The sequence below is a fragment of the Flavobacterium sp. ZE23DGlu08 genome (assembly GCF_030505335.1).
GTDB classification, from domain to species: domain Bacteria; phylum Bacteroidota; class Bacteroidia; order Flavobacteriales; family Flavobacteriaceae; genus Flavobacterium; species Flavobacterium algoritolerans.
This window is the reverse complement of sequence record NZ_CP130045.1, coordinates 212,211-235,116: the sequence shown is the minus strand read 5'-3', so window position 1 is coordinate 235,116 and position 22,906 is coordinate 212,211. Positions and strand designations below refer to the sequence as shown.

At 31.4% G+C, this 22,906-nt stretch carries 24 protein-coding genes; all 24 read right to left on the bottom strand.

Annotation, left to right across the window (positions count from 1 at the left end; all coding sequences use genetic code 11):
• Positions 1-77: 77 nt before the first annotated feature.
• Complete coding sequence (locus Q1W72_RS01085; RefSeq protein WP_099715306.1) at positions 78-713, bottom strand: porin family protein; 636 nt, start codon at positions 711-713, stop codon at positions 78-80.
• Positions 714-913: 200 nt separating this feature from the next.
• Positions 914-1,375 (bottom strand): hypothetical protein, encoded by a 462-nt coding sequence (locus Q1W72_RS01080; protein ID WP_143394892.1) that lies wholly within the window; start codon positions 1,373-1,375, stop codon positions 914-916.
• Between the two features lie 168 nt (positions 1,376-1,543).
• The gene (locus Q1W72_RS01075) at positions 1,544-1,729 is read right to left on the bottom strand and encodes a CsbD family protein (RefSeq protein ID WP_099715308.1); all 186 of its coding nucleotides are present in this window, start codon (positions 1,727-1,729) and stop codon (positions 1,544-1,546) included.
• 191 nt (positions 1,730-1,920) lie between these two features.
• Positions 1,921-2,139, bottom strand: coding sequence for a hypothetical protein (locus Q1W72_RS01070; RefSeq protein ID WP_099715309.1), 219 nt, complete (start codon positions 2,137-2,139; stop codon positions 1,921-1,923).
• 169 nt (positions 2,140-2,308) lie between these two features.
• Complete coding sequence (locus Q1W72_RS01065; protein ID WP_158234601.1) at positions 2,309-3,073, bottom strand: DUF4382 domain-containing protein; 765 nt, start codon at positions 3,071-3,073, stop codon at positions 2,309-2,311.
• Between the two features lie 183 nt (positions 3,074-3,256).
• Positions 3,257-4,141 (bottom strand): MlaD family protein, encoded by an 885-nt coding sequence (locus Q1W72_RS01060; protein WP_099715311.1) that lies wholly within the window; start codon positions 4,139-4,141, stop codon positions 3,257-3,259.
• Between the two features lie 18 nt (positions 4,142-4,159).
• Entirely contained in the window at positions 4,160-4,936 is a 777-nt protein-coding gene (locus Q1W72_RS01055; RefSeq protein ID WP_099715312.1) for an ABC transporter ATP-binding protein, read from the bottom strand.
• Between the two features lies 1 nt (position 4,937).
• Entirely contained in the window at positions 4,938-5,696 is a 759-nt protein-coding gene (locus Q1W72_RS01050; RefSeq protein WP_099716317.1) for an ABC transporter permease, read from the bottom strand.
• A 102-nt stretch (positions 5,697-5,798) separates the two neighbouring features.
• On the bottom strand, positions 5,799-6,254 hold the full coding sequence (locus Q1W72_RS01045) for a PA2169 family four-helix-bundle protein (RefSeq protein ID WP_302136839.1): 456 nt from the start codon (positions 6,252-6,254) through the stop codon (positions 5,799-5,801).
• Between the two features lie 165 nt (positions 6,255-6,419).
• Entirely contained in the window at positions 6,420-6,641 is a 222-nt protein-coding gene (locus Q1W72_RS01040; protein WP_099715314.1) for a hypothetical protein, read from the bottom strand.
• 44 nt (positions 6,642-6,685) lie between these two features.
• Entirely contained in the window at positions 6,686-7,069 is a 384-nt protein-coding gene (locus tag Q1W72_RS01035; protein WP_099715315.1) for a hypothetical protein, read from the bottom strand.
• A 407-nt stretch (positions 7,070-7,476) separates the two neighbouring features.
• A complete protein-coding gene (locus Q1W72_RS01030; protein ID WP_099715316.1) occupies positions 7,477-7,950 on the bottom strand; it encodes a Dps family protein in 474 nt (157 codons plus the stop codon).
• A gap of 253 nt (positions 7,951-8,203) precedes the next feature.
• On the bottom strand, positions 8,204-9,265 hold the full coding sequence (locus Q1W72_RS01025) for a class I fructose-bisphosphate aldolase (protein ID WP_302136837.1): 1,062 nt from the start codon (positions 9,263-9,265) through the stop codon (positions 8,204-8,206).
• Between the two features lie 431 nt (positions 9,266-9,696).
• The gene (locus Q1W72_RS01020; protein ID WP_099716318.1) at positions 9,697-9,891 is read right to left on the bottom strand and encodes a hypothetical protein; all 195 of its coding nucleotides are present in this window, start codon (positions 9,889-9,891) and stop codon (positions 9,697-9,699) included.
• A 205-nt stretch (positions 9,892-10,096) separates the two neighbouring features.
• On the bottom strand, positions 10,097-10,531 hold the full coding sequence (locus Q1W72_RS01015) for a response regulator (protein WP_099715318.1): 435 nt from the start codon (positions 10,529-10,531) through the stop codon (positions 10,097-10,099).
• Entirely contained in the window at positions 10,531-13,332 is a 2,802-nt protein-coding gene (locus tag Q1W72_RS01010; RefSeq protein WP_302136836.1) for an ATP-binding protein, read from the bottom strand. Before Q1W72_RS01010 ends, Q1W72_RS01015 begins: the two co-directional genes overlap by 1 nt.
• An 86-nt stretch (positions 13,333-13,418) precedes the next feature.
• On the bottom strand, positions 13,419-13,970 hold the full coding sequence (locus Q1W72_RS01005) for an AraC family transcriptional regulator (RefSeq protein ID WP_099715320.1): 552 nt from the start codon (positions 13,968-13,970) through the stop codon (positions 13,419-13,421).
• 217 nt (positions 13,971-14,187) lie between these two features.
• Positions 14,188-14,550 carry a cupin domain-containing protein gene (locus Q1W72_RS01000; RefSeq protein ID WP_099715321.1) on the bottom strand — a complete coding sequence of 121 codons (363 nt, stop codon included), beginning with the start codon at positions 14,548-14,550 and terminating at the stop codon, positions 14,188-14,190.
• Between the two features lie 284 nt (positions 14,551-14,834).
• Entirely contained in the window at positions 14,835-15,311 is a 477-nt protein-coding gene (locus tag Q1W72_RS00995; protein ID WP_099715322.1) for a hypothetical protein, read from the bottom strand.
• Between the two features lie 2 nt (positions 15,312-15,313).
• Positions 15,314-15,991, bottom strand: a complete 678-nt coding sequence (locus Q1W72_RS00990) for a peptidoglycan DD-metalloendopeptidase family protein (RefSeq protein WP_302136834.1) — start codon at positions 15,989-15,991, stop codon at positions 15,314-15,316.
• Positions 15,992-16,156: 165 nt separating this feature from the next.
• The gene (locus Q1W72_RS00985; RefSeq protein ID WP_302136832.1) at positions 16,157-16,414 is read right to left on the bottom strand and encodes a hypothetical protein; all 258 of its coding nucleotides are present in this window, start codon (positions 16,412-16,414) and stop codon (positions 16,157-16,159) included.
• 140 nt (positions 16,415-16,554) lie between these two features.
• Positions 16,555-18,963: a thiamine pyrophosphate-dependent enzyme gene (locus Q1W72_RS00980; RefSeq protein WP_099715325.1), complete on the bottom strand. Its 2,409-nt coding sequence runs from the start codon at positions 18,961-18,963 to the stop codon at positions 16,555-16,557.
• A 186-nt stretch (positions 18,964-19,149) separates the two neighbouring features.
• On the bottom strand, positions 19,150-21,897 hold the full coding sequence (locus tag Q1W72_RS00975) for an aminopeptidase (RefSeq protein ID WP_302137908.1): 2,748 nt from the start codon (positions 21,895-21,897) through the stop codon (positions 19,150-19,152).
• Between the two features lie 190 nt (positions 21,898-22,087).
• On the bottom strand, positions 22,088-22,816 hold the full coding sequence (locus Q1W72_RS00970) for a TIGR00730 family Rossman fold protein (protein ID WP_099715326.1): 729 nt from the start codon (positions 22,814-22,816) through the stop codon (positions 22,088-22,090).
• Positions 22,817-22,906: the final 90 nt, after the last annotated feature.

Sequence of the window (22,906 nt, the reverse complement as noted above, 5' to 3'; positions counted from 1 at the left end):
TTACATATAAAAAATATATGTATTGTTTTGTTTTACAGTGTTTTATGGTAAAATTAGTTTTGCTTTTTTAAAACTAATTAAAAAGCAAAAGCAGCGTAGAAACTCAGGACGCTATTTTTAGCATCTGGAGAGCTAAAGCTAGTTGATGAGTCTTCTTTTCCAATTTTAGTCAATCCATAATTGTAACGTACTCCAAAACTAACTGGTTCTAAATCAATCCCGACACCACCGGCAAGACCTGCATCAAACTTGTTGAAATCATCCGTGTCAATATTATCTTCAAAATTATAACTACCACTATCTGATTTATTAGTCGTTTTAGCACTCACCATATAAGCTGCATAAGGACCTGCATGAATATTAAAATTCTTGGTCACATTAACTACCAATAAAAGAGGTACTTCAATATAATCTAATTTAAATTGAGCAGTTCCACTCACCAAAGAGTTATTGTAAACTAGTTCAGCTCCCTTTCCAGTGTAAGAGATTTCAGGTTGCAAAGCGATATTATTCGAAATAGGCAATTTGGCAAAAAAACCAACATTAAAACCTGTTAACACATTGTTGTCATCAACGTCTTCAGTATATAAATTAGAGAAATTTACGCCTCCTTTTACACCAAATTTTGAAGCGCTGTCTTGTGCATTTGCATTAGTTAAAGTCATGAATGTTATGACTAATGAAGCAAAAATCAGTTTTTTTGAATTTTTCATTTTAATTGTTTTTGTTATAGAATTATTATACTACAAATATCAGCATCTTACGCTCTTACTTTGTTACAATACTTTTGGTTAAGTTTACATTATTCACACCTTAAACGATTTATTGTCAAATATTTTCAGGTTGTTTTTTTTTAATCAAAAAATAATTAGACAAAAAAAAGACGAGTTGTATAACTCGTCTTTTTAATTTACTATTTGTTGTCTACTGTGAGGTTTTTCAATGCCTGACCTAGTTCATCCATATCGCGATTGTATTCCTGTTTAAAAGATTCCCAATCACTGCTGGTATCATTTTTATAGGTTTCAATCTTAACTTTTATATCATTATTTTTTTGTTCTAAAATATCAATTTTTTCAGCATATTCCTCATCGATTGATTTTCCGGTTTTTTTCATACTGGCTTTCATCTCCGCTATTCTCATTTCATTTTCAGCAATTGTAGCATTAGTACTTGCTTTGAATGCATTCCATTCATCTTCTGTTGCTACTTTTCTAGCATCTGACAATTCTTCTTTTGCATCTTCAAGATTCTCTCTTGCGTCTTCTACATTATCTTGAGCAGCTTCTTCTTTTTTAGAAGTATTTTGACAACCTGTTAAAAAGGTTCCAGCCATGAAAGTTGTTATTGCAAGGGTAAAAAGTGTCTTTTTCATTTTATGTAGTTTACTATTAAATTTTTTGATGGGATTAGAAAACTTCCGTTTAACCATTTTATAATTCAAACTAGTAGCATTTAATGTTGCTAGTTTGAATTATGCAACGGTTTTAAAAGTGGGCAATGTAGTAATAGGGGTAAATAAGGTTTTTTTGAAAAAAAGTTATTAGATAGACTGTATAATTTTAAGAATTTCTTCTTTGGTTTTCCCCAATTTAATTTGGAGTTTTCTCAGCATTTCTTCTTTTTTACCTTCTGTAAAGAGTAAATCATTCTCGGTCAAAGCAGCAAATTTTTGTTTTAATTTTCCTTTTTGCTCTTCCCAATTTCCTGTAAGTTCTATTGAATTCATTTTTTTGTGTGTATTGTACGCGAAATAGTTTTCACTTTACAAAGTTGGCGCGTTTATGGATTAAATCAGTTACATAACTTTATGAATAGTTTGTTATATTCACTGATTTTGTAAAAAAAGGAATCAATAAATTATTTCTTATGGAATAATTAAATAGCTTTTTTTGGTATTTATATCAAATAACCATTTTGTTAATTTGAATCGTGAATATGATTTGGAACGTATTTTTTTAATAGGTCTTCCAATGATTTGTAATAATCCGTTAGTGTTTTAATATTTATTTCAGGATTTGTAATGTCCGGAATAGTTACAGGCATCTCTGATAAATATTTAGATAATTCAGGATAGTTATTCCGTATTTTCATTGTAATTTCAAGAATAGCGTCATTAAGTTCTTTTTCTGTTTTCATAATGATTTCAATTTTAAGGTTATTTTAAGAGTCACTTTTTATTTGAATTTAAAAAATAAAAATCATTAAAAACATCCTTTACTGGTATGATGTTTTTAATGATTTTAGAGGCATTAAGTTGTTTGTAAATACCATTTTTAATTAAAAAAGGCATTTTGTATAACTATTTTTATAAGATAATAAAAGATCCTATGTCAGTTGTAAGACCAGCTGTAACAACTACATCAGTTTTTGTTACGGGTAATAATGGTAGAGCAGGAGTGATAGTAATGGTATACGTTCCAGGAGGAAGTCCCATCACTAAGAAATCACCGTTTTCATTTACATTGCTTGTATAACTTACAGCTGTTGATGAAGTTGCTTCAACTACAGCCATTGTTCCTATTGGAGTAATTTTACCTTTTATAGAACCGCTAATTGCTTTTTCTATTGTTCTAATAACCGGTTTCAATTGATATCCGCCATTTCCTAATTTAACCACCGATTTATTGGCATCAAAATCCAAAAGAACAGTGTACAATATTCCTTCTTGAAGTGTTTGGTTAACTTGAAGCTTCAATCCGCTTTGTTCTGCACTTGGAGTACTCAAAGGATAACTTACACCATCAAGAACTACTGTATTAGCAGCACCCAGAATAAGTCTTATTTGTTTCACTGAAGAAATTTCAAGTGAATCTGTTGCGATTAATGTATCGACACCATTAGAAAATTCTAGTAAGTTATAAATACCTTTTTCTACATTTAGTGCTACAATTTTGCCATCTTCACCTATAACTTCCACGCCTTGTATGTCTACATTTACTTCTTCATAAGGACCAGGAGCGTCAGTCAGTCTCACGGCATAAGGATAACTGGCATTGGTATCATCATTGTTACAGGAATAGATTAGTAATCCAAGCATGATGAAAGACAGAATAAATTTCATTTTTTTCATTTTCATTTAATTTAGGGGTTCAAAATATTTATAGTATTGTAAAGATACTTTGCGCCTATAAATCAAATGTTATACAACTTTACTATAAAGTTGTAGAATTCTCACTTATAAGGATAAAATAATAAGTATTTTCTTAATTTGATGTATTTTCGAGAAGTATTTTAAGCTATTGCTATTTAAAGACTATTTTATAGTATCAAATTTTGCCCCAATATTTAATTCCTTTTTCATTTCTATTTCTTCCTGATCTTCAAGCTCTTCCAGCTTTTTATCTTCTGCTTTTTTCTTTTTATTGAAATAGCCTCTCAACAGAAAATTATGTTTTGCAGCTTCTATAACTTCATTGAGTCCTTCGGTTCCTGTTTTTACATTTGTTAGGGTAGAATCAATCATTCGACCCATTTTTTCATCACTCACTAATTTAGAAAGCGCTCCTTTTCCATCATTCATTTTTATAGTGAATTTTTTAAATTCATTTGAACTGTTTTCAAGATTAGAAACCATGTTTTTTATACTGTTTCCAAATTCCTCATCGGATACTAATTTAGATAAAGCGCCATTTCCGTTATTCATGCTGTAACTGAACTGGGCAAGTTGAGCCGTAATAACGCCAGCATTATCAACACTCTTTTTTACGCTGACCATTAAATCATCCATTTCTATAGCTTGCTTTGAAGCTATATTATCGTTGTTTTCTACAATTACATTAGAGTTTTTCCCAGAGGATATGGTGAGCACTTTATCGCCCATTAAACCATCAGAACTAATGCTCGCAATAGCATCTTTCTTTATGTATTTACGAACTTCTTCTTTTATGATTAATTTAATTACTACAGATGTATCCGTAAGAAATTCAATTTCTTCCACTGTACCGATATTGATACCGGAAAAACGAACATTATTGCCTACTTCAAGTCCGTTCACCGAATTAAATTTCGAATTCAATTCAAATGTAGAGCCAAATAAATTTTTCTGTTTTCCAACAAAATATATTGTTGTAACAAAAAGTACTAACCCTATAATTACAAACATTCCTAATTTCCATTGGTATCCAGATTCTTTATTCATTTTATATTTTTTTATTGGTTATATGAAAAAAGAACGAACCCATTCGTCATCACTTTTTTCTAATTCTTCGTATGTTCCTTCGGTATGTATTACACCATCTTTTAGAATCACAAGCCGATCAGCAGTGTGTTTTGCACAAGCCATATCATGAGTAATAATAATCGAAGATGTTTTATGCTTTTTTTGAATTTCTAATAATAATTCGCTGATTTCTCTTGATGTTATTGTGTCTAATCCAGTGGTAGGTTCATCATATAATATGATTTCGGGTTTTAGAATAAGGGTTCTTGCAAGACCAATTCTTTTTCGCATTCCTCCTGATAATTCCGAAGGCATTTTATCAATTGCCTCAGCCAAGCCTACGCTTTCTAAAACGTCTTTTATTTGATTTTCTAATTCTTCTGCAGATAAATCTTTGGCGTGTCGTTTCAATGTAAATCCTAGATTTTCTCGAACACTCATGGAATCATACAGCGCTGCATTTTGAAAAAGAAAACCGATGCGAACTCTGATTTCATTTAGTTCAGCGATATCTATTTTTGTGATATCGGTACCAAATACATTTATTTCGCCTTCATCAGCAACCACTAAACCAACTAAACATTTTATGGTTATTGATTTCCCGGAACCTGATTTTCCTAAGACTACTAAATTTTCACCTTTATTTACAGAGAAAGTAACTCCTTTTAAAACCTCGTTTTTGCCGAAGGATTTATAAAGTTCTTTTATTTCTATAACTGGACTATTCGTTTTAGAAATAGGAGCAGGAGCTATTGTTGTTGTTTCTTGTATCATTTTAGAAAAATAAATCGGTTAATTGTACGGCAAGCATATCAATAATAAATATTGTTAGCGAAGCAGTCACTACGGCAGAATTAGCCGCTTTCCCAACACTTTCAGTTCCATTAGCCGCATTAAATCCTTTATAACAGCCAATCATTCCAATAAAGAAACCAAAGAAAAAAGTTTTCATAGTCGCCGGAAAAATATCTAAAAATGTAATGGATTCTAAAACTTGTGAGATGTAACGGTATAAATTAACATCACTATGAATATTTATTCCCACATATCCTCCAATAATCCCAATACCATCTGCATAAATCACTAAAAGCGGAATCATAAGTGTAGTGGCTAAAATCCTTGTAACGACTAAATATTTATACGGATTTATTGCTGAAACTTCCATCGCATCTATTTGTTCCGTCACTTTCATAGAGCCTAATTCAGCACCAATACCAGATGAAACTTTACCGGCACAAATCAAAGCGGTAATTACGGGCGCTATTTCCCGTATTAAAGAAAGAGCAACCATACTTGGCAACCAGGATTCTGCGCCAAATTTAGCCAATGTAGGTCTCGATTGCAGTGTAAGCACTAAGCCCATTATAAATCCTGTGATGGTTACTAATGGCAAAGATTTATACCCAATAACGTAACATTGTTTCATGAACTCCTTGATTTCATAAGGAGGTTTAATCACTTCTTTGAAAAAACGCGCTGCAAATAATGTAATGTTGCCCACATCATTGAAAGTTTCTTTCAAGTACGTTATTATGCTTTCTTTTCTGGCTGTTATTATACTATTCATTGGTCATTGTGTTTTTTATAAATGCGAATTAAGTATTGACTTAAAGTGAATCAGAAAAAATGGTTTGCTTTAAGACAACATTAAATCTCCTAACTTTTTCACCTTATCATGATGTGCAGTTAATAAAAGTTGTTGTGATTTAAGGATAATAAGAAGCTCAACGGTAAGATGATCAATATTATCGGTCAAGGTTTCTTTATAACTTTTTATAGCTACAAATTCTTTATATTCAAGAGTGTTTAAAATATCTTCTCTGTCTTTATCGACAAGTTTTGCCTTGAAATTCATCCAAAGCTTCACAAAAAAGTTGTTTTTTTTAATCACATCCACAGGAATTCCGCCCATTTTTTGAACTTCTTCTACCAGTTCTGATTTAAAAATTTCACTTGTTTTTTGGAATTCAGAAAACAAATTTTTCAAATCACTTTCTTCTGTTACTATTGTTGCAGTTTCATAAACCTGAATTCTATCATTATTGATTTCAATAAGATTATTTAATACCACAATTGATTTCTCTTTATTCATCTTATTCTATTTTAACAGTGATTAAACTAGATTATACTGTACTACATTTATTTAAGATTGTCTGCTTTGCAAAGGTCATTATCAATGCCAAAAAATGTGTTATATAACTATTATTTAAAGTTGCATTATTCACACATTCAATAAATTGAAATTTTAGCATCAGAATTAAGCTTCTTTTTTAGTACCTGCAACTATCAAGACAACACCGCCTACAGCAAGTATAATTCCTATAATTGGAGACCATTTTATGGGATGATTAACTTCTTTGTTAATTTGAATTGGACCTATGTCAACTACTTTTTCAGTTGTTACATAATTAAAACTAGTATACAACAACATAATTATTCCTAAAATAATCATAACGATTCCTATAGTTCTTGTTTTCATTTTTAAAAGTTTTTAAGTTGATATATAATGGTATAAAGGTTGAATTATGCTCTTGAAAAGTATTCTTTAACAAAATTATGTTGCTGATTTACGTCCATTTTATCAGTGTCTTTAATCTCGAATTTAATTTTTATAAAACGGGTGTCTTCACTCAAAAGATCAAAGAGTTCTATTTTTGCATCAGTAGGTCCAAAGAGAATTACGCGTTTATAATTTTTTATGGCTTCGCCAATTTTTTTATAGTACTCAAAAAGTTGTTTTCTCTCTTTACTAAAATTTGAGTTTTCGGATTTTGCTAAACTTGCAATTTTTTCCTGATTGCTAAGTTCTGATTCAATAGTTTCAATTTCAAAATGCTTGGAAGTAAATTCCATTAAATGGGCCATGGAATGATCCATCCAAATGCCTAATTTCTTTGTTGTTTTCATAATTGTTTTTTTAGCGTTATGGGATGTAACTGTTATTATAATTAATGAATTACAATTATTTAAAGTTCAGTTATTTAATCTAAAAAAATATTACATTACTTTAGGTAAAGATTATATAATTTACATGTTTTAAGTAGGGTTTTTAATCCTAACAATTTGAATGAAAATTGAAATAATTCCTGCTTAGAAAAGCAATAATTATAATACCAAAAAGGGCTATTGTAAAAACAATAGCCCTTAACCAAACCTAAAAAAAACCAACCTAACCTTACTATTTTTATGAATCTACTGTTGTGGTAGATTTATCTTCTTCTATTTTTTTAGGAGTTATTTTACCAACTCTGCAATGACTTTTTGAAGCTGAATAAACTTCATTTTCTGAATTTTCCATGTTTTTTATATTTTTATTATTCTAAATATCTTCTTAGTGTCCAAGCCATTGTTTCGTGTGCTTCCATCAAACCTGTAAGGAAATCACCAGTTCCGGCATCTTTATTTTCTTCAGCACTTGTATCAACATCTTTTCGAAGATGAACAATAACTGTTTCATGATCTTCCAGTAATTCTTTAACCATTTCTTTTTGAGATGGATAATGATTAGGCGATTCTTTGATGATGCTTAAATCTGAAAACTCTTTCATTGTTCCAATAGTTTTTCCTCCTAATTTGCTGATGCGTTCAGCAATTTCATCTATTGAAGCTTCCAGTTGTGTATATTGACCTTCAAATAATTTGTGAAATTCCATAAAACTTTCGCCAGAAACATTCCAATGAAATTTTCTTAATTTAATATACAGTGTCATTTCATTCGCTAAAATTGACGATAGGATAGAAATGCTATTTTTTAAATGTTCTTGTGTAATTCCAATTTGTGGTTTCATATTTTCTATATTTAATATTTAATTGCCGCTACTTTTTTTAAGACTTTGTACACGTTTTTTTTAAATCATTCAAACGGTGTGCAACAATTAATAAAGTATCATTATAGTACAAAGGTCATTTGATTTCGCTCTAAAAGTATTATAAGATTGTAAAAATAAGTTACATGATTCACACCTTATGGGAGTATAAAAGCTATGTAATCAGTGTTTTTTGATTTAGTATTGAAGTTTTAATCAATTGATTAATCTATGTTTAAGCAATAGAAACTTCTTTAGCCAGATAAATTTCCTGAACAGCTTGTATCAGTTTTACACCTTCACCAAAGGGGCGTTGGAAAGCTTTTCGACCCATAATCATTCCGCTACCACCAGCTCGTTTGTTTATGACGGCAGTTTTTATGGCTTCGGCTAAATCAGTTTCACCTTTAGATTCTCCTCCGGAATTAATCATGCTGATTCGACCGGAGAAACAGTTCATTACCTGATAGCGGCATAAATCTATAGGATGATCTGAGGCTAATTTTGTATACATATCTGGATTTGTTTTGGCAAATTGTATTGTCGTTAAACCACCGTTATTAGTAGGTAGCTTTTGTTTAATAATATCTGCCTGGATAGAAACCCCCAAGTAATTGGCTTGACCGGTAATATCAGCAGCGGTATTATAATCGACACCGTTTTTAATAAATACATCATTTCTTGCGTAACACCAAAGAATAGTTGCCATACCTAAATTATGCGCTTCTTCAAAAGCTTTTGCCACTTCTATAATTTGCCTGTCTGATTCGGCTGAGCCAAAGTAAACAGTTGCGCCCACAGCTACAGCTCCCATATTCCAGGCATCTCGAACACTCCCAAACATGATTTGATCGTATTTATTGGGATAGGTTAGGAGTTCATTGTGATTGATTTTTACAACAAACGGAATTTTATGCGCATATTTTCTGGATAACATTGCCAGTCCTCCCATTGTGGAAGCCACCGCATTACAGCCCGCTTCAATGGCAAGTTTCACGATGTTTTCGGGGTCAAAATAAATAGGATTTGGAGAAAAAGAACTTCCCGCAGTATGTTCAATTCCTTGGTCTACGGGTAAAATCGAAATATAACCAGTATCCGAAAGTCGGCCATGATGGTACAATTGTGTCAAACTTCTAATCGTTTGTGCGTTTCGATTGCTTGGTAAAAAAACGGTATCTATATGCGAAGGATTGGGTAAATGAATTTGATCTTTCGAAATTGTTTTACAGATATGATTCAGTAAAAAGTCTTTTTCACTGCCTAATAAAGCTAGTAATTGCGCTATATTTTTCATCTTGAAACAGTCTAGATTTACAACAGTTGTTCCATTTTAAAATACTGATATAAAGATAGTTATATTTAATAATTTAAATCTTGTAAATGATTAAAAATTAAATTAATGGCTATGAAATGAAGTGTTTGTGAGTTTTAAAATGGATGAATTAATGTTTCTAACAAGGAAAAAATAACGTTTAAAAAAGGTCAAAGAATTTGAAAATTACTTATTTGTGACCAAGTAAAACGAAAAATAACTTTCTTTGAATCCGAAAAAACAAGGAAAGTTATATAGTGTATTGGACCTTTAAAACAAATTTGACTGTTTTGTTTGGCTATAAAATAGCTTCACATTGTATAAAGATACAGGTATTTTAGTGTAACCAATAATTTAATAGAGATCCGCTAAAATTGGATTTCAATTAAAATGAACTAAGTACTAGTATATTTTTATGATTCGTCTTTTGTTGTACGAACCAAACTGATTCCAGAAACGAAGAAAATAATACCCAGTACGCCGTAAATAATTAATGATTTAACATCTGTCATATCGCCAGATGTTCCAGCAAATACTATTGCAGTATAAATAAGACCACCTATTCCAAGTGCGGTAAGTAATGCTCCAAAGATTCTTTTAAGATTCATAATTTTATTTTTTAAAGATTGATATTGTAATTTATTTTTATGTTTAACTTTCAAAGTCTACTTGATAAAAATAGAAATACTTTGAGGTTTTATTAATTCAAGTATTTGTACTTGAATTAATTACAAAGCAAATGTATTTCTGTTTGACTCTAAAAGTGTTACATAATTGTCAATAAAAGTTATATCATTCACACTTTAAAAAATACTACATTCTATCCATATACCAATTTAATTGCTTTTCCATTTTTTGATATTTAAAAACAGAAGTGATTATTTTTTGTAAGCGAACAAAAGCAGTTTCGCTTTTCACCACATAGTCCACAGCTTTATGATGCATACAGTTTATGGCAACTTCAATTTTATCTTGGGAGGACAACATTATTACTGGAATTTCTGGATTGAAAGCTTTTATTTTATCTAATGTTTCAATTCCGTTCATTGCATTTGCAACTATACCATCAAGTTGATAATCTAAAATTACTACATCTGGATTGTTATTTATATTAGCGATGCACAGCTCTCCAGTAGAATAAGTTTCCACTGTAAAATCAGCATTTTCTAAAAATTCAATTTCTAAAGATTTTAAAAACAAGGCATCATCATCTACTAGGAATATCTTTATTTTAGTATCATTTTTCATTATATGGTATTTTTGATTATATTAAGTTCTTCTTGTAATTCTTGGCATGCTTGTAAACAAATTTCTTCAAGTTGCAGGACTAAGTCATCTATTCCTTCCATTTTTTCGTGCGCAATTGCAAATTCCTGAATTTTTTTTGCCATATTTTCAAAGTTTGGATTCATGCCCATTATGGCAAAAGACGGAATCATTTTATGCGCTGCAGCACCCAATAATTGCCAGTTTTTATCTTCTAAACTTTGTTTAATGGTATTAATTAACGGTGGAGTTTGTGTTAAATACAATGAAATCATTTCCATCATTAATGCTGGATTTGATTTTGTTCGTTGATTTAAATAAATCAAATCAATACATTTAATTTTTTCCTCCTTCACGCTATTCTCTTCTATATTCTCATTAAGCTTAGCACTAAGTTTTTCAAGTTTTGGTTTTTTTAATATTCCAACAATCTTACTGTACAACAGCCTTTCATTAACGGGTTTTGCCAGATAATCATTCATTCCTACTGCTTTGCATTTAGCCAAATCTACGGTTGTAACGTCAGCAGTTAAAGCGATTATAGGAATTTTAGAATTCATTGTTTTACGAATGTATTCTGTAGCTTCAAATCCATTCATTTCTGGCATTTGTAAGTCCATTAGAATGATATCGTATTCGTTTTCTTTTAATTTCTCGATGGCTATTTTACCATTTTCAGCAATGTCTCTGGAAAATCCAAAATCATCCAATAATGTTTTCATTAATAGTTGATTAAGAGGAATATCCTCAACAACTAATACTTTTATGTTTTTTATTTCAGTATCTAATTCTAGCAGTTCATTCTCTAATTCAGCGTCAGCATTTGTTTTTTGAAAACTCAATGTAAAACTAAACGTAGATCCTTCATTAACAGTACTTCTTACACGAATACTTCCTCCTTGTGGTTCCACTAATTGTTTCACTATAGCAAGTCCTAATCCTGTTCCGCCATATAATCTTGAAGTACCACTGGACGCTTGTTGAAAATTTTCAAATATTTTTCCAATTTTTTCTTCCGGAATGCCTATTCCTGTGTCAATTACCGCAAATTCAATAATTACTTTATCATCATCCTCATGCAATAAATGAACACTTACCGTAATCTTTCCTTTAGAGGTAAATTTCACGGCATTACTCACCAAGTTTAAAATAATTTGGTGTAAACGAACGGGGTCACCTACAAGAACATCAGGAATTTTACTGTCATATTCTGTAATTAATTTTAAATTTTTTTCTTGAATTTTTGTTTCAAACAAATGAAGCATCGCTAATATGGAAGATTTCATTTTGAATGGTGTTTTCTCAAATGTCATCTTACCGGCATCAACTTTTGCTAAATCAAGGATATCATTAATAAGTACGATTAAGGCATCGCCACTCATTTTAATTGCGTTTAAATATTCTTTTTGTTTAGGCGTCAATTCTGTTTTTAAAACCACTTTAGTAAATCCGATGATTGCATTCATTGGTGTACGAATTTCATGGCTCATATTAGACAAAAATTGCTGCTTTGCTTTTACTGCATTTTCCGCTATAATGGTAGCACTTTCGGCATTTATTTTGGCTTCTTGTGCAATTTCGGTGGCTAATTCAGCAAAAACCCGTGCTTCTACCAGCTCTGTAGCAATTCTTTTTTGTTCTGTTACATCTCTGGCAACAATGACAACTCCAAGTACATCTCCTTTATCATCTTTATAAACGGAACCATTGAATAATACATCCGTCAGCTTGCCATCTTTGTGGCGAAGTGTAAGCGGAGAATCAGCTACGGAACCTTTCTCGAATACTTCTTGATATACTTCACGGGCTTTTTGTTGCTCCGTAAAATAATCGAAAAAATCAGAATCTGTAAGTTCATTACGCGTCATACCCGTAATGTTTACCAATGCCTCATTCATATCCGTAATTTTACCTTTGGTATTTATAGTGACCAATGGATCCCGACTAGCTTCAATCAAACTGAGAGAATATTGCGAAGCTAATTTTGCTGCGTAACTAAGTTCTTCCAGTTTTTTATTGGCAATTTGTTGTTTTTCCTTTTCTTGGTTTTGAAATAGAAGTTCTTTATTGGCAATCACTAATTCAGCCGCTCGTTTTTCTTTTTCATCATTTTGAAAAGCAAGCTCTTTATTGGCTACAACTAATTCAGCTTCACGGTTGTCTTTTTCATCATTTTGAAATAGAAGCTCTTTATTAGCAATGATTAATTCATTAGCTCTTTTTTCTTTCTCATCATTTTGGAAAGCAAGCTCTTTATTGGCAATTGCAAGTTCAGCCGCTCGTTTCTCTTTCTCATCATTTTGAAATAGAAGCTCTTTATTAGCAATGATTAATTCATTAGCTCTTTTTTCTTTCTCATCATTTTGAAAAGCGAGCTCTTTATTGGCAATTACCAGTTCAGCTGCCCTTTTTTCTTTTTCATCGTTTTGAAAAGCAAGCTCTTTATTGGCAACCCGTAAATCTAAAGCCCATTTTTGCTCAGCTATATCGCGGGCAACAATTACGACTCCTAATACACTTCCCAGATCATCTTTATAAACAGAACCATTGAATAATACATCTGTCAATTTTCCGTCTTTATGCTTCAGTGTAAGCGGGGAATCTGAAACAGAACCTTTTTCATACACTTCCTGATACACTTCACGTGCTTTTTGCTTTTCGGTGAAATAATTGAAAAAATCAGAATTAATTAAATGATCGCGATTCAGCCCCGTAATATTTACTGTAGCTTCATTTACATCCGTAATTTTTCCTTCAGGATTTATTGTAATTAACGGGTCCAAACTAGCTTCAATAAGACTTCTGGCGTATTGTGATTCTTGAGTTTTTATAGTTTCTATATTTATTTATAAAATTGACTTGATTTTTTCTATTTTAAATTACCAATTTCTTCAATTGGGTTGCGTCTTTTATCTTTCAATTGTTTAAAATGGGAAGGTGAGAGGCCGGTAACTTTTTTAAATTGACTGGATAAATGTGCCACACTGCTGTAGTTCATTTTCCAGGCTATTTCAGTGATGTTTAATTCACCATAAATAATCAGTTCTTTTATACGTTCAGTTTTGTGTGAAATTATAAATTGCTCGATTGTAGTTCCTTGCACTTCCGAAAATAAGTTGGAGAGGTAGGTATAGTCGTGATTTAATTGTTGACTCAGATAATCAGAAAAATTAATTTTTATATTCTCTGTTGAATGGTGAACCATCTGGATAATTACATTTTTTATCTTTTCGATTAGCATGGATTTTTTATCATCCATTAATTCGAGTCCGGAGTCCAAAAGTGCTCTTTTTAAAAGTTGCCTCTGGTCCATAGAGATATTTTCCATGATTTCAACTTCACCTAAATCTACAACCATGAAGTGTAGTCCAAGTTTTTTTAACTCTTCTTTTACCGCCATCTTACAGCGATTACTTACCATGTATTTTATGTATAGTTTCAAAGATATTTCGTTTACAGTTTAGAAAAATTATTTTTTTTTCAGGTTAAAGTTACATTATATATTCTAATGAATAATTTATTAGAAGGATATCCATCTATTATTCTCTTAAATCGTAGTTTTAAATATTAAAACAGTGAAAAATAGCGTATTATTTTTTTTGGATGACATAAATAAGCTGTGCTTTCATAAAGCATAATTAATTTTCGTACCCACTTTTTATAGTTGTTGAAATCATTTTGAATTGCACATTTGCATTAAACGAATGTGTGGAGTGAGCCGGAATTATTATTCCTTCTCCTAATTTAAGTAGGTGTTTTATTTCATTGATAAAAATCTCGGCTGTTCCGTCAATTATTTGCACATAATTATCAAAAGGTGATGTTCTTTCCGATAATTCTTCGCCAGCATCAAATGATAAAGCAGTTATGTTTCCGGTAGTTTTTTTAATTATGGTTCTGCTTAAAACAGCATTTGGTATATACTGTATAATTTCAACTATGATGTGTGATTGGGATTTTGTTAACTCACGGTTATCTATAGGTTTATTTTTATATTGCATATTGACTATTTAATTGCTCTTCGATAAGTTGAGATTTTGTGAAGGTAGTCGCTTTAAACCCAATTACGCTATATAATCGTATAAAAGAGTTGATTTTGGTCGAAAAGAGTCAATAATGAGATAGCTAGTTTGTTTACATTATCAAAGATGATGATAAACAGAATCTTTTTTATAATAAATCAGTGTGGGACAAATTAGTAAAGCCTCTTTAATCTAAACTTAGATTAAAGAGGCTTTCTGGGGCATAAAAGGGTTTATACTCGGGATTTGTTTTTATCAAAAAATTAATTCATCGAAAAAGGAGTGACCCAATCCAATGATTTAATTGAGGAAACTTTATTTTCTTGATTCATTGAAACACGAAGTTCTTTATTGGCTACTTTCTTTGAATACAATGCTTTGTAGCGAAAAATTGTTGTTCCGTCAAAATTGTTTTTGTAAATCTCAACTAATTGAAGATCAATAAAAGTTCCATAATACTGACGGAATCTGGTACAGGTTTTTGTCAATCTTTCCTCTGTTGTATTCTTGATGACAGATTCTGTTGCTTCACTTTGGTTGAAAGGCTTGAATTTAGAGGTGTTACAAGTCATTAAAACTCTCTTTCCTAATTCATAGGCTTTGTTTTTTTGGCTTTCATTAACTTCGGATAAACCAAGTTTTTCAATTTTAGCTTTCTCCGGTTCAGCAGTTGTAACCACTTTTTTTGATTTACATCCAATGAGCAGAAGAATACTGAATACAATAATTATTTTTTTCATATTTATATAATTTTTAATAAGATATTCGGATCTGGACAGTTCTTTAAATAATGCTTCAAGTCATTTTCACTACAAACTCCAGGATAATCACCAAATGTTTGTGAAATTTCTTCTATAATCTGAAAATGTAAATGGGGTGCATAATCTCCATTCACGGAAGCATCTCCTAAAGTCGCTATTTGTTGTCCTTTTTCGAAAATATCACCAATTTCAATATCGCTGATACTTTCTAACGAAAGATGGCCGTATAAAGTATAAAAACGCTGATTTTCTATTTTATGCTCTAAGATAATCGTTGGACCATAATCTCCTACACCAGTATTGTAATTAAAACTATGAATAAATCCATCAAGTGCCGCTAATACTGGAGTTCCAGCTTTAATCCATAAATCTAAACCGATATGAATATTTCGTTCTTCAGTTTTAGAATCGTTGAAAATATCACTGCGCTTGTACAGATTTCTAATTTCATTATAACCACCAAAAGCAACTTTTGCATTGTTTTCGTCTAAATAGTTTTCGATATATTTTTCAAAATCATTTGCAGTTTCAATAGTCTGTTTTGTAAAGTTTTCATTTTGTATCGATAAATCCAGTGGGATGTATTGGTCGTAATCTATTGATTTGTCTATCACTTTTACATTTTGGATGTCTTTTAAGATAGTTTCCAGTGCGGTCATAATTTATATTAATTTTTTATAATTCTTAAATTTAAAATAAAAAATGGCAACATAAAAATTTAGGTAGTATTATAACTTTTAATTGTGAAAAATGTTTCTAAAAAAAATGCCAATATGAAATTTCATATTGGCATTCTAATACTTTGTCGACATAATAATGGGATATTACTTTTTGATCTCCACTTTTGCTTCACCACCGGAAAGTTCTACGCTGGTTTTAGTTTTTCCATCTTTTGTAGTCACACTTACACCATCGGTAGCTACTTTTATAGATGTGCTATCTTTCGCTTCGGTAGTGACAGTTGTAGTTGACTCACTTGAAGTTTCTGTTTGTGTTGCTGGAACTGGAGTTTCTTCTTTTTTCTTGCAGGAAACAATCGCAAGTAGTGATAGGATTCCTAAAAACAATGATGCTTTTTTCATATTTTATGTTTTATGGTTATTAGCCAATTAATTGATTTACAATTTACTGTTTTAAATCTTTAAAAGAGAAAATTGGTTTATTATTTTTTAAAAAAAATCCCAATCGTAAAGATTGGGATTTTAATTTATAATATTAGTTCTTAATACAAATTTGGATATTTAGAAGGATTAACTTCATTCATCATTGCATAGACTTTTTCAAAAATATCCTCTGCAGAAGGTTTTGAGAAATAGTCTCCGTCTGTTCCATAAGCAGGTCTGTGTGCTTTTGCAGTTAAGGTTTGCGGTTTACTGTCTAAATAGTTATAGGCGTCTTGTTGCTCAATTATTTGTTGTAAAATATAAGCTGAAGCTCCGCCTGGAACATCTTCGTCAATAACTAGTAAGCGATTTGTTTTAGCAATACTTTTTACCACATCTTGGTTGATGTCAAATGGTAGTAAAGACTGTAAATCGATAATCTCACAATCAATGCCTACTTCAAGAAGCTCATTTGCTGCTTGTTGCACTAAACGCAATGTTGAACCGTATGAAACTAATGTAATATCAGCACCTTCTTTCAACGTTTCCACAACACCTATTGGAGTTTTGAATTCGCCATAGTTTAACGGCATTTTTTCTTTCAATCGGTAGCCATTTAGGCATTCGATTACTAAAGCGGGTTCATCACATTCTAACAAACTGTTATAAAATCCTGCTGCTTGAGTCATGTTTCTTGGAACTAATACATGAATTCCTCGTATGGCATTAATGATCATTCCCATAGGAGAACCGGAATGCCAGATTCCTTCTAAACGATGACCACGGGTACGAATGATTAATGGCGCTTTTTGTTTTCCAACAGTACGGTATCTTAGTGTTGCTAAATCATCACTCATGATTTGTATTGCGTACAATAAATAATCTAAATATTGAATTTCAGCAATTGGGCGTAAGCCTCTTAATGCCATTCCAATTCCTTGACCTAATATGGTAGCTTCACGAATTCCCACATCGGCAACACGTAATTCTCCATATTTTTCCTGCATTCCTTCTAAACCTTGATTTACGTCACCAATATTTCCGGCATCTTCACCAAAAATCAATGTTTCAGGATATTTTGTAAAAATAGCATCAAAGTTATCACGTAAAATCATGCGACCATCCGTGTCTTCTTTGGCATTTTCTGGATATACCGGAAGTACTTTTTCTACAGAAAAGACATTTAAATCTGTTTCTGAAAATAAGTTACTGCTAAATTTTTCCTGCGTAGTTTTAGTATAAGAACTGATCCATTGTGACAATTCTTCTTTACCGTTTTCATTTAGGATTAAGCGTAAAACTTTACGTGCTGTAACTAGAATTTCCTTTTTCAACGGTGATTTAATACTATTTAAATCAGATGTGAATTGTAAAATTCTATCTTTATTTTTACTGGTTTCAGCTATTTTTTCTAATAATCCCACCAGTTGTTTTTGCTCTTCAATAATAGGTTCAATAAATGCATTCCAAGCTGCTTTTTTACCTTCTAAAACATCTTTTTTGGCTTGAGCATCAATAGCATCAATTTCTTCTGGTGAGGCAATATTGATGGCAATCATCCATAATTTCATTTGGCGGATACAATCAAAATCTCTTTCCCATGCCAAACGATTTGCATCTTTATATCTTTCATGAGAACCTGAACTGGAATGTCCTTGTGGTTGTGTCAATTCATTTACGTGAATTAAAACAGGAATGTGGTTTTCACGGGCAATATCAGCAGCTTTTTCGTAAGTAGCAATTAAGTCAGCATAATCCCAACCTTTTACTTTCAGTATTTCATAGCCATTACTGCCATTTTCTCTTTGGTATCCTTTTAAAATCTCTGAGATATTTTCTTTGGTAGTTTGGTGTTTTGCATGTACAGAAATTCCATACTCATCGTCCCAAACGCTCATAACCATAGGCACTTGTAATACTCCTGCAGCATTTATGGTTTCAAAAAATAAACCTTCAGAGGTACTTGCATTTCCTATTGTTCCCCATGCAATCTCATTTCCTTCATTAGAAAAATTAGCCGCATTTGGTATTCCAGAAACTTGTCTGTATATTTTTGAAGCTTGAGCAAGTCCTAATAATCTTGGCATTTGTCCAGCCGTTGGAGAAATATCAGCACTTGAGTTTTTTTGTTTTGTTAAGTTTTTCCAAGTTCCGTCTTCGTTTAAACTATGAGTGGCAAAGTGACCGCCCATTTGTCTTCCTGCTGACATTGGCTCTTGTTCAACATCTGTATGACCATATAAACCTGCAAAAAATTGTTGCACGGTTAATTCTCCAATAGCCATCATAAAAGTTTGATCACGATAATACCCGGAACGGAAGTCACCATTTTTAAAGGCTTTTGCCATGGCTAATTGTGGTACTTCTTTTCCATCACCAAAAATGCCAAATTTAGCCTTTCCAGTCAATACTTCTTTACGTCCTAAAAGACTGCATTCTCTACTGATTATAGCTAACTTATAGTCATTCAGTACCTCGATTTTGAAATCTTCAAATGTCAATGTAGTATTGGTTTTTTCTTTTATCATAATTGAAAAGTATAACTTTGTGGGGCAAATTTACTTAAAAACTAGCTATTTTCATAATTCATTAAAAAAAATATAATTTAATTATTGCAATTTATTCTAATAAAAAGAACTTTATTTTTTTGTTATATGTAATTTTAAATTCGTTTTAATGAGAATAGTTTAATGAATAATGAAAATTATATTGGATTAGAACCATTTTCGATTAAAAAGATTGATTAATGTTTTAGGCGAAAAAGTAACTATAAATCGTACTTTTTCGTTATAATTATTTTGCGCTATTTCCCATCCATTATTCGAATATACAGGAAAATACAGCTCAAAGTAATCTGTTACAAGGTTCAAGCGAATCCCGCTGTCGTATAAAAACTTTGCATTTTGGTTTTTATTTTTAATAAAACCTACATCTCCATAAATTTCTATCCAGTTCCATATGCTCACACTTGCGTTTAAGCTGGTAATCCATCTATTAGCATACGGAGTATCCATTTTTGATTTAAAACCGCCTTCTGCCATTATGAATTGTTGACTGTAAAAACCAGTGCTTTCTGATCGTCCAAAATAATTATAATCAAACAAATAATCAGTAGGTCGGTCTGATGCGAAACTAAAAAAATCAGATTCGGTTTTGTTATATAAAAAACTTCCCGCATAGAATCGCAAATTAATTTGACGATTGTTCTCAAAAAGCTTTCGATATTCTATTTCTCCGTTTACTTTTCCAAATTTCCCCGAAATCTGGATATCAGAACTAAAATTGAAATGATTCGTTACTTCGGTTTTTGTATTGACATAGCGTGCATCAAAAATGGAATAATTAGATGGGGCATTGTCCATTGTAAAAGCACTTTTTTCCTTGTTTACGATAACTTGTCGCAAAAGAATCAGTTGTTTTCTGTTATCTCTGAAATTAGGCTCCCGAATTCGCAATTGAACCATAGGATTTATTCTCAGGTAAGAAGCATCTTGCGCATAATGAAAGTAAGAACCGCTAACAGAATATTTTACATTATAAAGCGTGCTGTTTCGATAATTCTGATTGACTGCAAATGAAACTAATCCAGATAAATTATTAGATTTAGTAGAGTAGGATGGATTGATGTCAAATGTGAATGGCTTGTCCAAAATAGTTTTATTATGCAATCGTATTCCGGGAGTTATTCCGTCGTATAAATTATAATATATAGACGGAACATATAAAACTTGATTGTAATAAGGATCTTCTAAATCTTTTAAAAATACAAACTTAACCGGACGGTTATTCGGAAAAAAACCATCTAGTTTTTTCCAGTTATTTCTTAAATTATATTCAGGGACTTCATTCTTTAAATTTAAAATAATTTTATCTGCACCATTTCTCGGAAACGTAAAAGTGCTGTCGCATTCTTCAATATCCAGCCATTGTTTAAAAACTACTGCACCTTTTTTTGTACCATAAACAGGGATGGGAATAGGAGTTTCTGTCTTGTTTATTACTGAAAAAGTGATGCTGTCTTTGGTTTTTTTAACGCTGGAAAATTTATAGTCAATAATAGCTCTGGAGTTAATAATGGTATTGAAAAACCAATTAATGTCTTTCTCAGTATTTGATTTTAATATAGTTTCAAAATCAGTTCTGGAAACTTGTTTGATCTGATTTTGATTGTAAAATTGTTTGATACTGGCAGGTACAGCATCATTTTGTAAATAATCATCTAAAAATCGAATGCTTAATCCGGAACGATATTTACTGGCAATTTGTTCATTGAATTTTATCAATGTGTTTTTTGGATCTCCAAGCGCTTGATCCAGATTTTTTCGAGCCATCAGCATATAGAAATAACTATACTGATCATTAAAACCAATATTGGCAATATTATAACTCTTCAATAGTCGGAGGTTAGATACACTTCCCATCATTTTAGTATTTGGGTGATTTTCATCCATATATTTCATCATGGCATAAACCTGCAAACCATCATATATCCAGTTGTCTTTTCTGGGATCTAATTGTAAACTTGTTTTTAAATATTCATTCAGATAGGTTTTCAGAAATTTAATTTCAAAAAGAAATTCATCTGAAAAGGGACTTATAAAAGAAGGAAGCTGATTCAAGCCATAAAAAGGATTTCTCTCATAATCCGTTTGAGAAACAATAATCTTTTCATGTGGATATTTTCCAATTAAATCGTTTGCAAAATTCACAATTCGATCGATTACAATCGCTTTTTGAATATTATCTAATTTATTGTTTCTTAAATCGGTCAGTACTTCAATAGCACTATTTGTATAACTTTCAAAATGGGTTTTTGGCTCTATGATAAGATTGAAATCGGCCCTGTTATTTCCCGATAATTTATAATTTATAAAAGGGTCATTAACACTTGATTTACTGCTTTTTAAATCAGAAATAGCTTCGAAATTTTTAGGTGTTTTTAAATCAATTTCAAAACTTGAATAAGCATTGGCAATATCATCTAAATTGGTATTACTGTAGCGTATAAAATCATGATTTTCATAACGGGCTGGCGTAAGAAACCAGTTTTTAAGGTGTATAATTCCGTTATTATTGTATCCGTATTTTGTGAATTTATCGCTTGGAATTTTAGTTAGATAAGTCAGCTGCAAAACAATTTTTTGATTCGGAAGTAAATTTTGGCTTAATTTAATTTCAATCAAATCAGGATTTCTATCTGGTCTTTCCCATGATAAAACCAATTTATTTGCATCTAAAATGATTACATTTTTCGTGCTTCCGCGCTCTTCTTCTTTCGCTAAGTGAAAACCTCTATAAAACTCATCAGAAAAACGTTTGGCTAAAGGAGTATTTTTAGTAGAAAAAGCATTATTCCAATCGTTCAGTACAATCGAGGTTAACGTATCGTTTGACTGATTAAAAAAAGTAATTTGTTGTTGAATATTCAACGTTTTATTCTCCGTATTTAACTCAGCCGTTATATCAGAATGATGTTGTGCATATTGCTTTACAGAAAGTAATAAAACAAGAGCATAAAACGTAATTTTAAAGAATGAGTTCAAATTCAGATATTAATTTATTAAAAAAATAAATATACTTTTTTTTAGAATAAAACACTATAAAAACAGTCTAATTAACATAAAAAAAGCTGTTGATTAGACAGCTTTTTTGTTAAAAATTAGGGGTTAAATCGTATTTTTTATAGAACTTATCCAGCACATCAACCACTTCATCTTCAGTATCCACAATTTTGAATAAATTCAAATCTTCGGCACTTACGGTATGTTCTTTTTCTATTAAAACTGTTTTTATCCATTCAATTAATCCCGACCAAAAGCTGGTTCCAACCAATATAATAGGGAATTTTGCAATTTTTTTTGTTTGAATCAAAGTAATCGCTTCAAACAACTCATCCATGGTTCCAAAACCTCCTGGCATCACCACAAATCCTTGGGAATATTTAACAAACATTACTTTTCGAACGAAGAAATAATCAAAATTCAAGTTTTTATCGCTGTCAATATACGGGTTGAAATGTTGCTCAAAAGGCAATTCAATATTCAACCCTACCGATGTTCCTCCACCTAAATGCGCTCCTTTATTTCCCGCTTCCATAATTCCCGGTCCACCACCGGTAATCACACCGTAGCCGGCTTTACTTATTTTGTAGGCAATTTTTTCTGCCAATAAATAATTAGGATCTTCGGGTTTCGTTCTGGCAGATCCAAAAATACTCACACACGGACCAATGCGTCCCATACTTTCATAACCGTTTACAAACTCGGCCATAATTTTAAAAATCGCCCAACTATCATTGGTTCTAATCTCGTTCCAAGTCTTTCTTTTTAACCGGTCTTGGATTACTTTATCCTCATCATTATCAAAATCTTCTAATCTCATATTCTCTATTTTATAATCTTATTTTTTTTGGAGCTAATTCCTGCTATCCTTTTCAATCTTTATTGTTTAAAAAACAATAAAGGATTTTCA

Bases quoted from the DNA above. Each gene is read 5' to 3' on its own strand.
- Q1W72_RS01085 (WP_099715306.1), bottom strand. From the start codon at position 713: ATGAAAAATTCAAAAAAACTGATTTTTGCTTCATTAGTCATAACATTC.
- Q1W72_RS01080 (WP_143394892.1), bottom strand. From the start codon at position 1,375: ATGAAAAAGACACTTTTTACCCTTGCAATAACAACTTTCATGGCTGGA.
- Q1W72_RS01075 (WP_099715308.1), bottom strand. From the start codon at position 1,729: ATGAATTCAATAGAACTTACAGGAAATTGGGAAGAGCAAAAAGGAAAA.
- Q1W72_RS01070 (WP_099715309.1), bottom strand. From the start codon at position 2,139: ATGAAAACAGAAAAAGAACTTAATGACGCTATTCTTGAAATTACAATG.
- Q1W72_RS01065 (WP_158234601.1), bottom strand. From the start codon at position 3,073: ATGAAAAAAATGAAATTTATTCTGTCTTTCATCATGCTTGGATTACTA.
- Q1W72_RS01060 (WP_099715311.1), bottom strand. From the start codon at position 4,141: ATGAATAAAGAATCTGGATACCAATGGAAATTAGGAATGTTTGTAATT.
- Q1W72_RS01055 (WP_099715312.1), bottom strand. From the start codon at position 4,936: ATGATACAAGAAACAACAACAATAGCTCCTGCTCCTATTTCTAAAACG.
- Q1W72_RS01045 (WP_302136839.1), bottom strand. From the start codon at position 6,254: ATGAATAAAGAGAAATCAATTGTGGTATTAAATAATCTTATTGAAATC.
- Q1W72_RS01040 (WP_099715314.1), bottom strand. From the start codon at position 6,641: ATGAAAACAAGAACTATAGGAATCGTTATGATTATTTTAGGAATAATT.
- Q1W72_RS01035 (WP_099715315.1), bottom strand. From the start codon at position 7,069: ATGAAAACAACAAAGAAATTAGGCATTTGGATGGATCATTCCATGGCC.
- Q1W72_RS01030 (WP_099715316.1), bottom strand. From the start codon at position 7,950: ATGAAACCACAAATTGGAATTACACAAGAACATTTAAAAAATAGCATT.
- Q1W72_RS01025 (WP_302136837.1), bottom strand. From the start codon at position 9,265: ATGAAAAATATAGCGCAATTACTAGCTTTATTAGGCAGTGAAAAAGAC.
- Q1W72_RS01020 (WP_099716318.1), bottom strand. From the start codon at position 9,891: ATGAATCTTAAAAGAATCTTTGGAGCATTACTTACCGCACTTGGAATA.
- Q1W72_RS01015 (WP_099715318.1), bottom strand. From the start codon at position 10,531: ATGAAAAATGATACTAAAATAAAGATATTCCTAGTAGATGATGATGCC.
- Q1W72_RS01005 (WP_099715320.1), bottom strand. From the start codon at position 13,970: ATGGTAAGTAATCGCTGTAAGATGGCGGTAAAAGAAGAGTTAAAAAAA.
- Q1W72_RS01000 (WP_099715321.1), bottom strand. From the start codon at position 14,550: ATGCAATATAAAAATAAACCTATAGATAACCGTGAGTTAACAAAATCC.
- Q1W72_RS00995 (WP_099715322.1), bottom strand. From the start codon at position 15,311: ATGAAAAAAATAATTATTGTATTCAGTATTCTTCTGCTCATTGGATGT.
- Q1W72_RS00990 (WP_302136834.1), bottom strand. From the start codon at position 15,991: ATGACCGCACTGGAAACTATCTTAAAAGACATCCAAAATGTAAAAGTG.
- Q1W72_RS00985 (WP_302136832.1), bottom strand. From the start codon at position 16,414: ATGAAAAAAGCATCATTGTTTTTAGGAATCCTATCACTACTTGCGATT.
- Q1W72_RS00980 (WP_099715325.1), bottom strand. From the start codon at position 18,963: ATGATAAAAGAAAAAACCAATACTACATTGACATTTGAAGATTTCAAA.
- Q1W72_RS00970 (WP_099715326.1), bottom strand. From the start codon at position 22,816: ATGAGATTAGAAGATTTTGATAATGATGAGGATAAAGTAATCCAAGAC.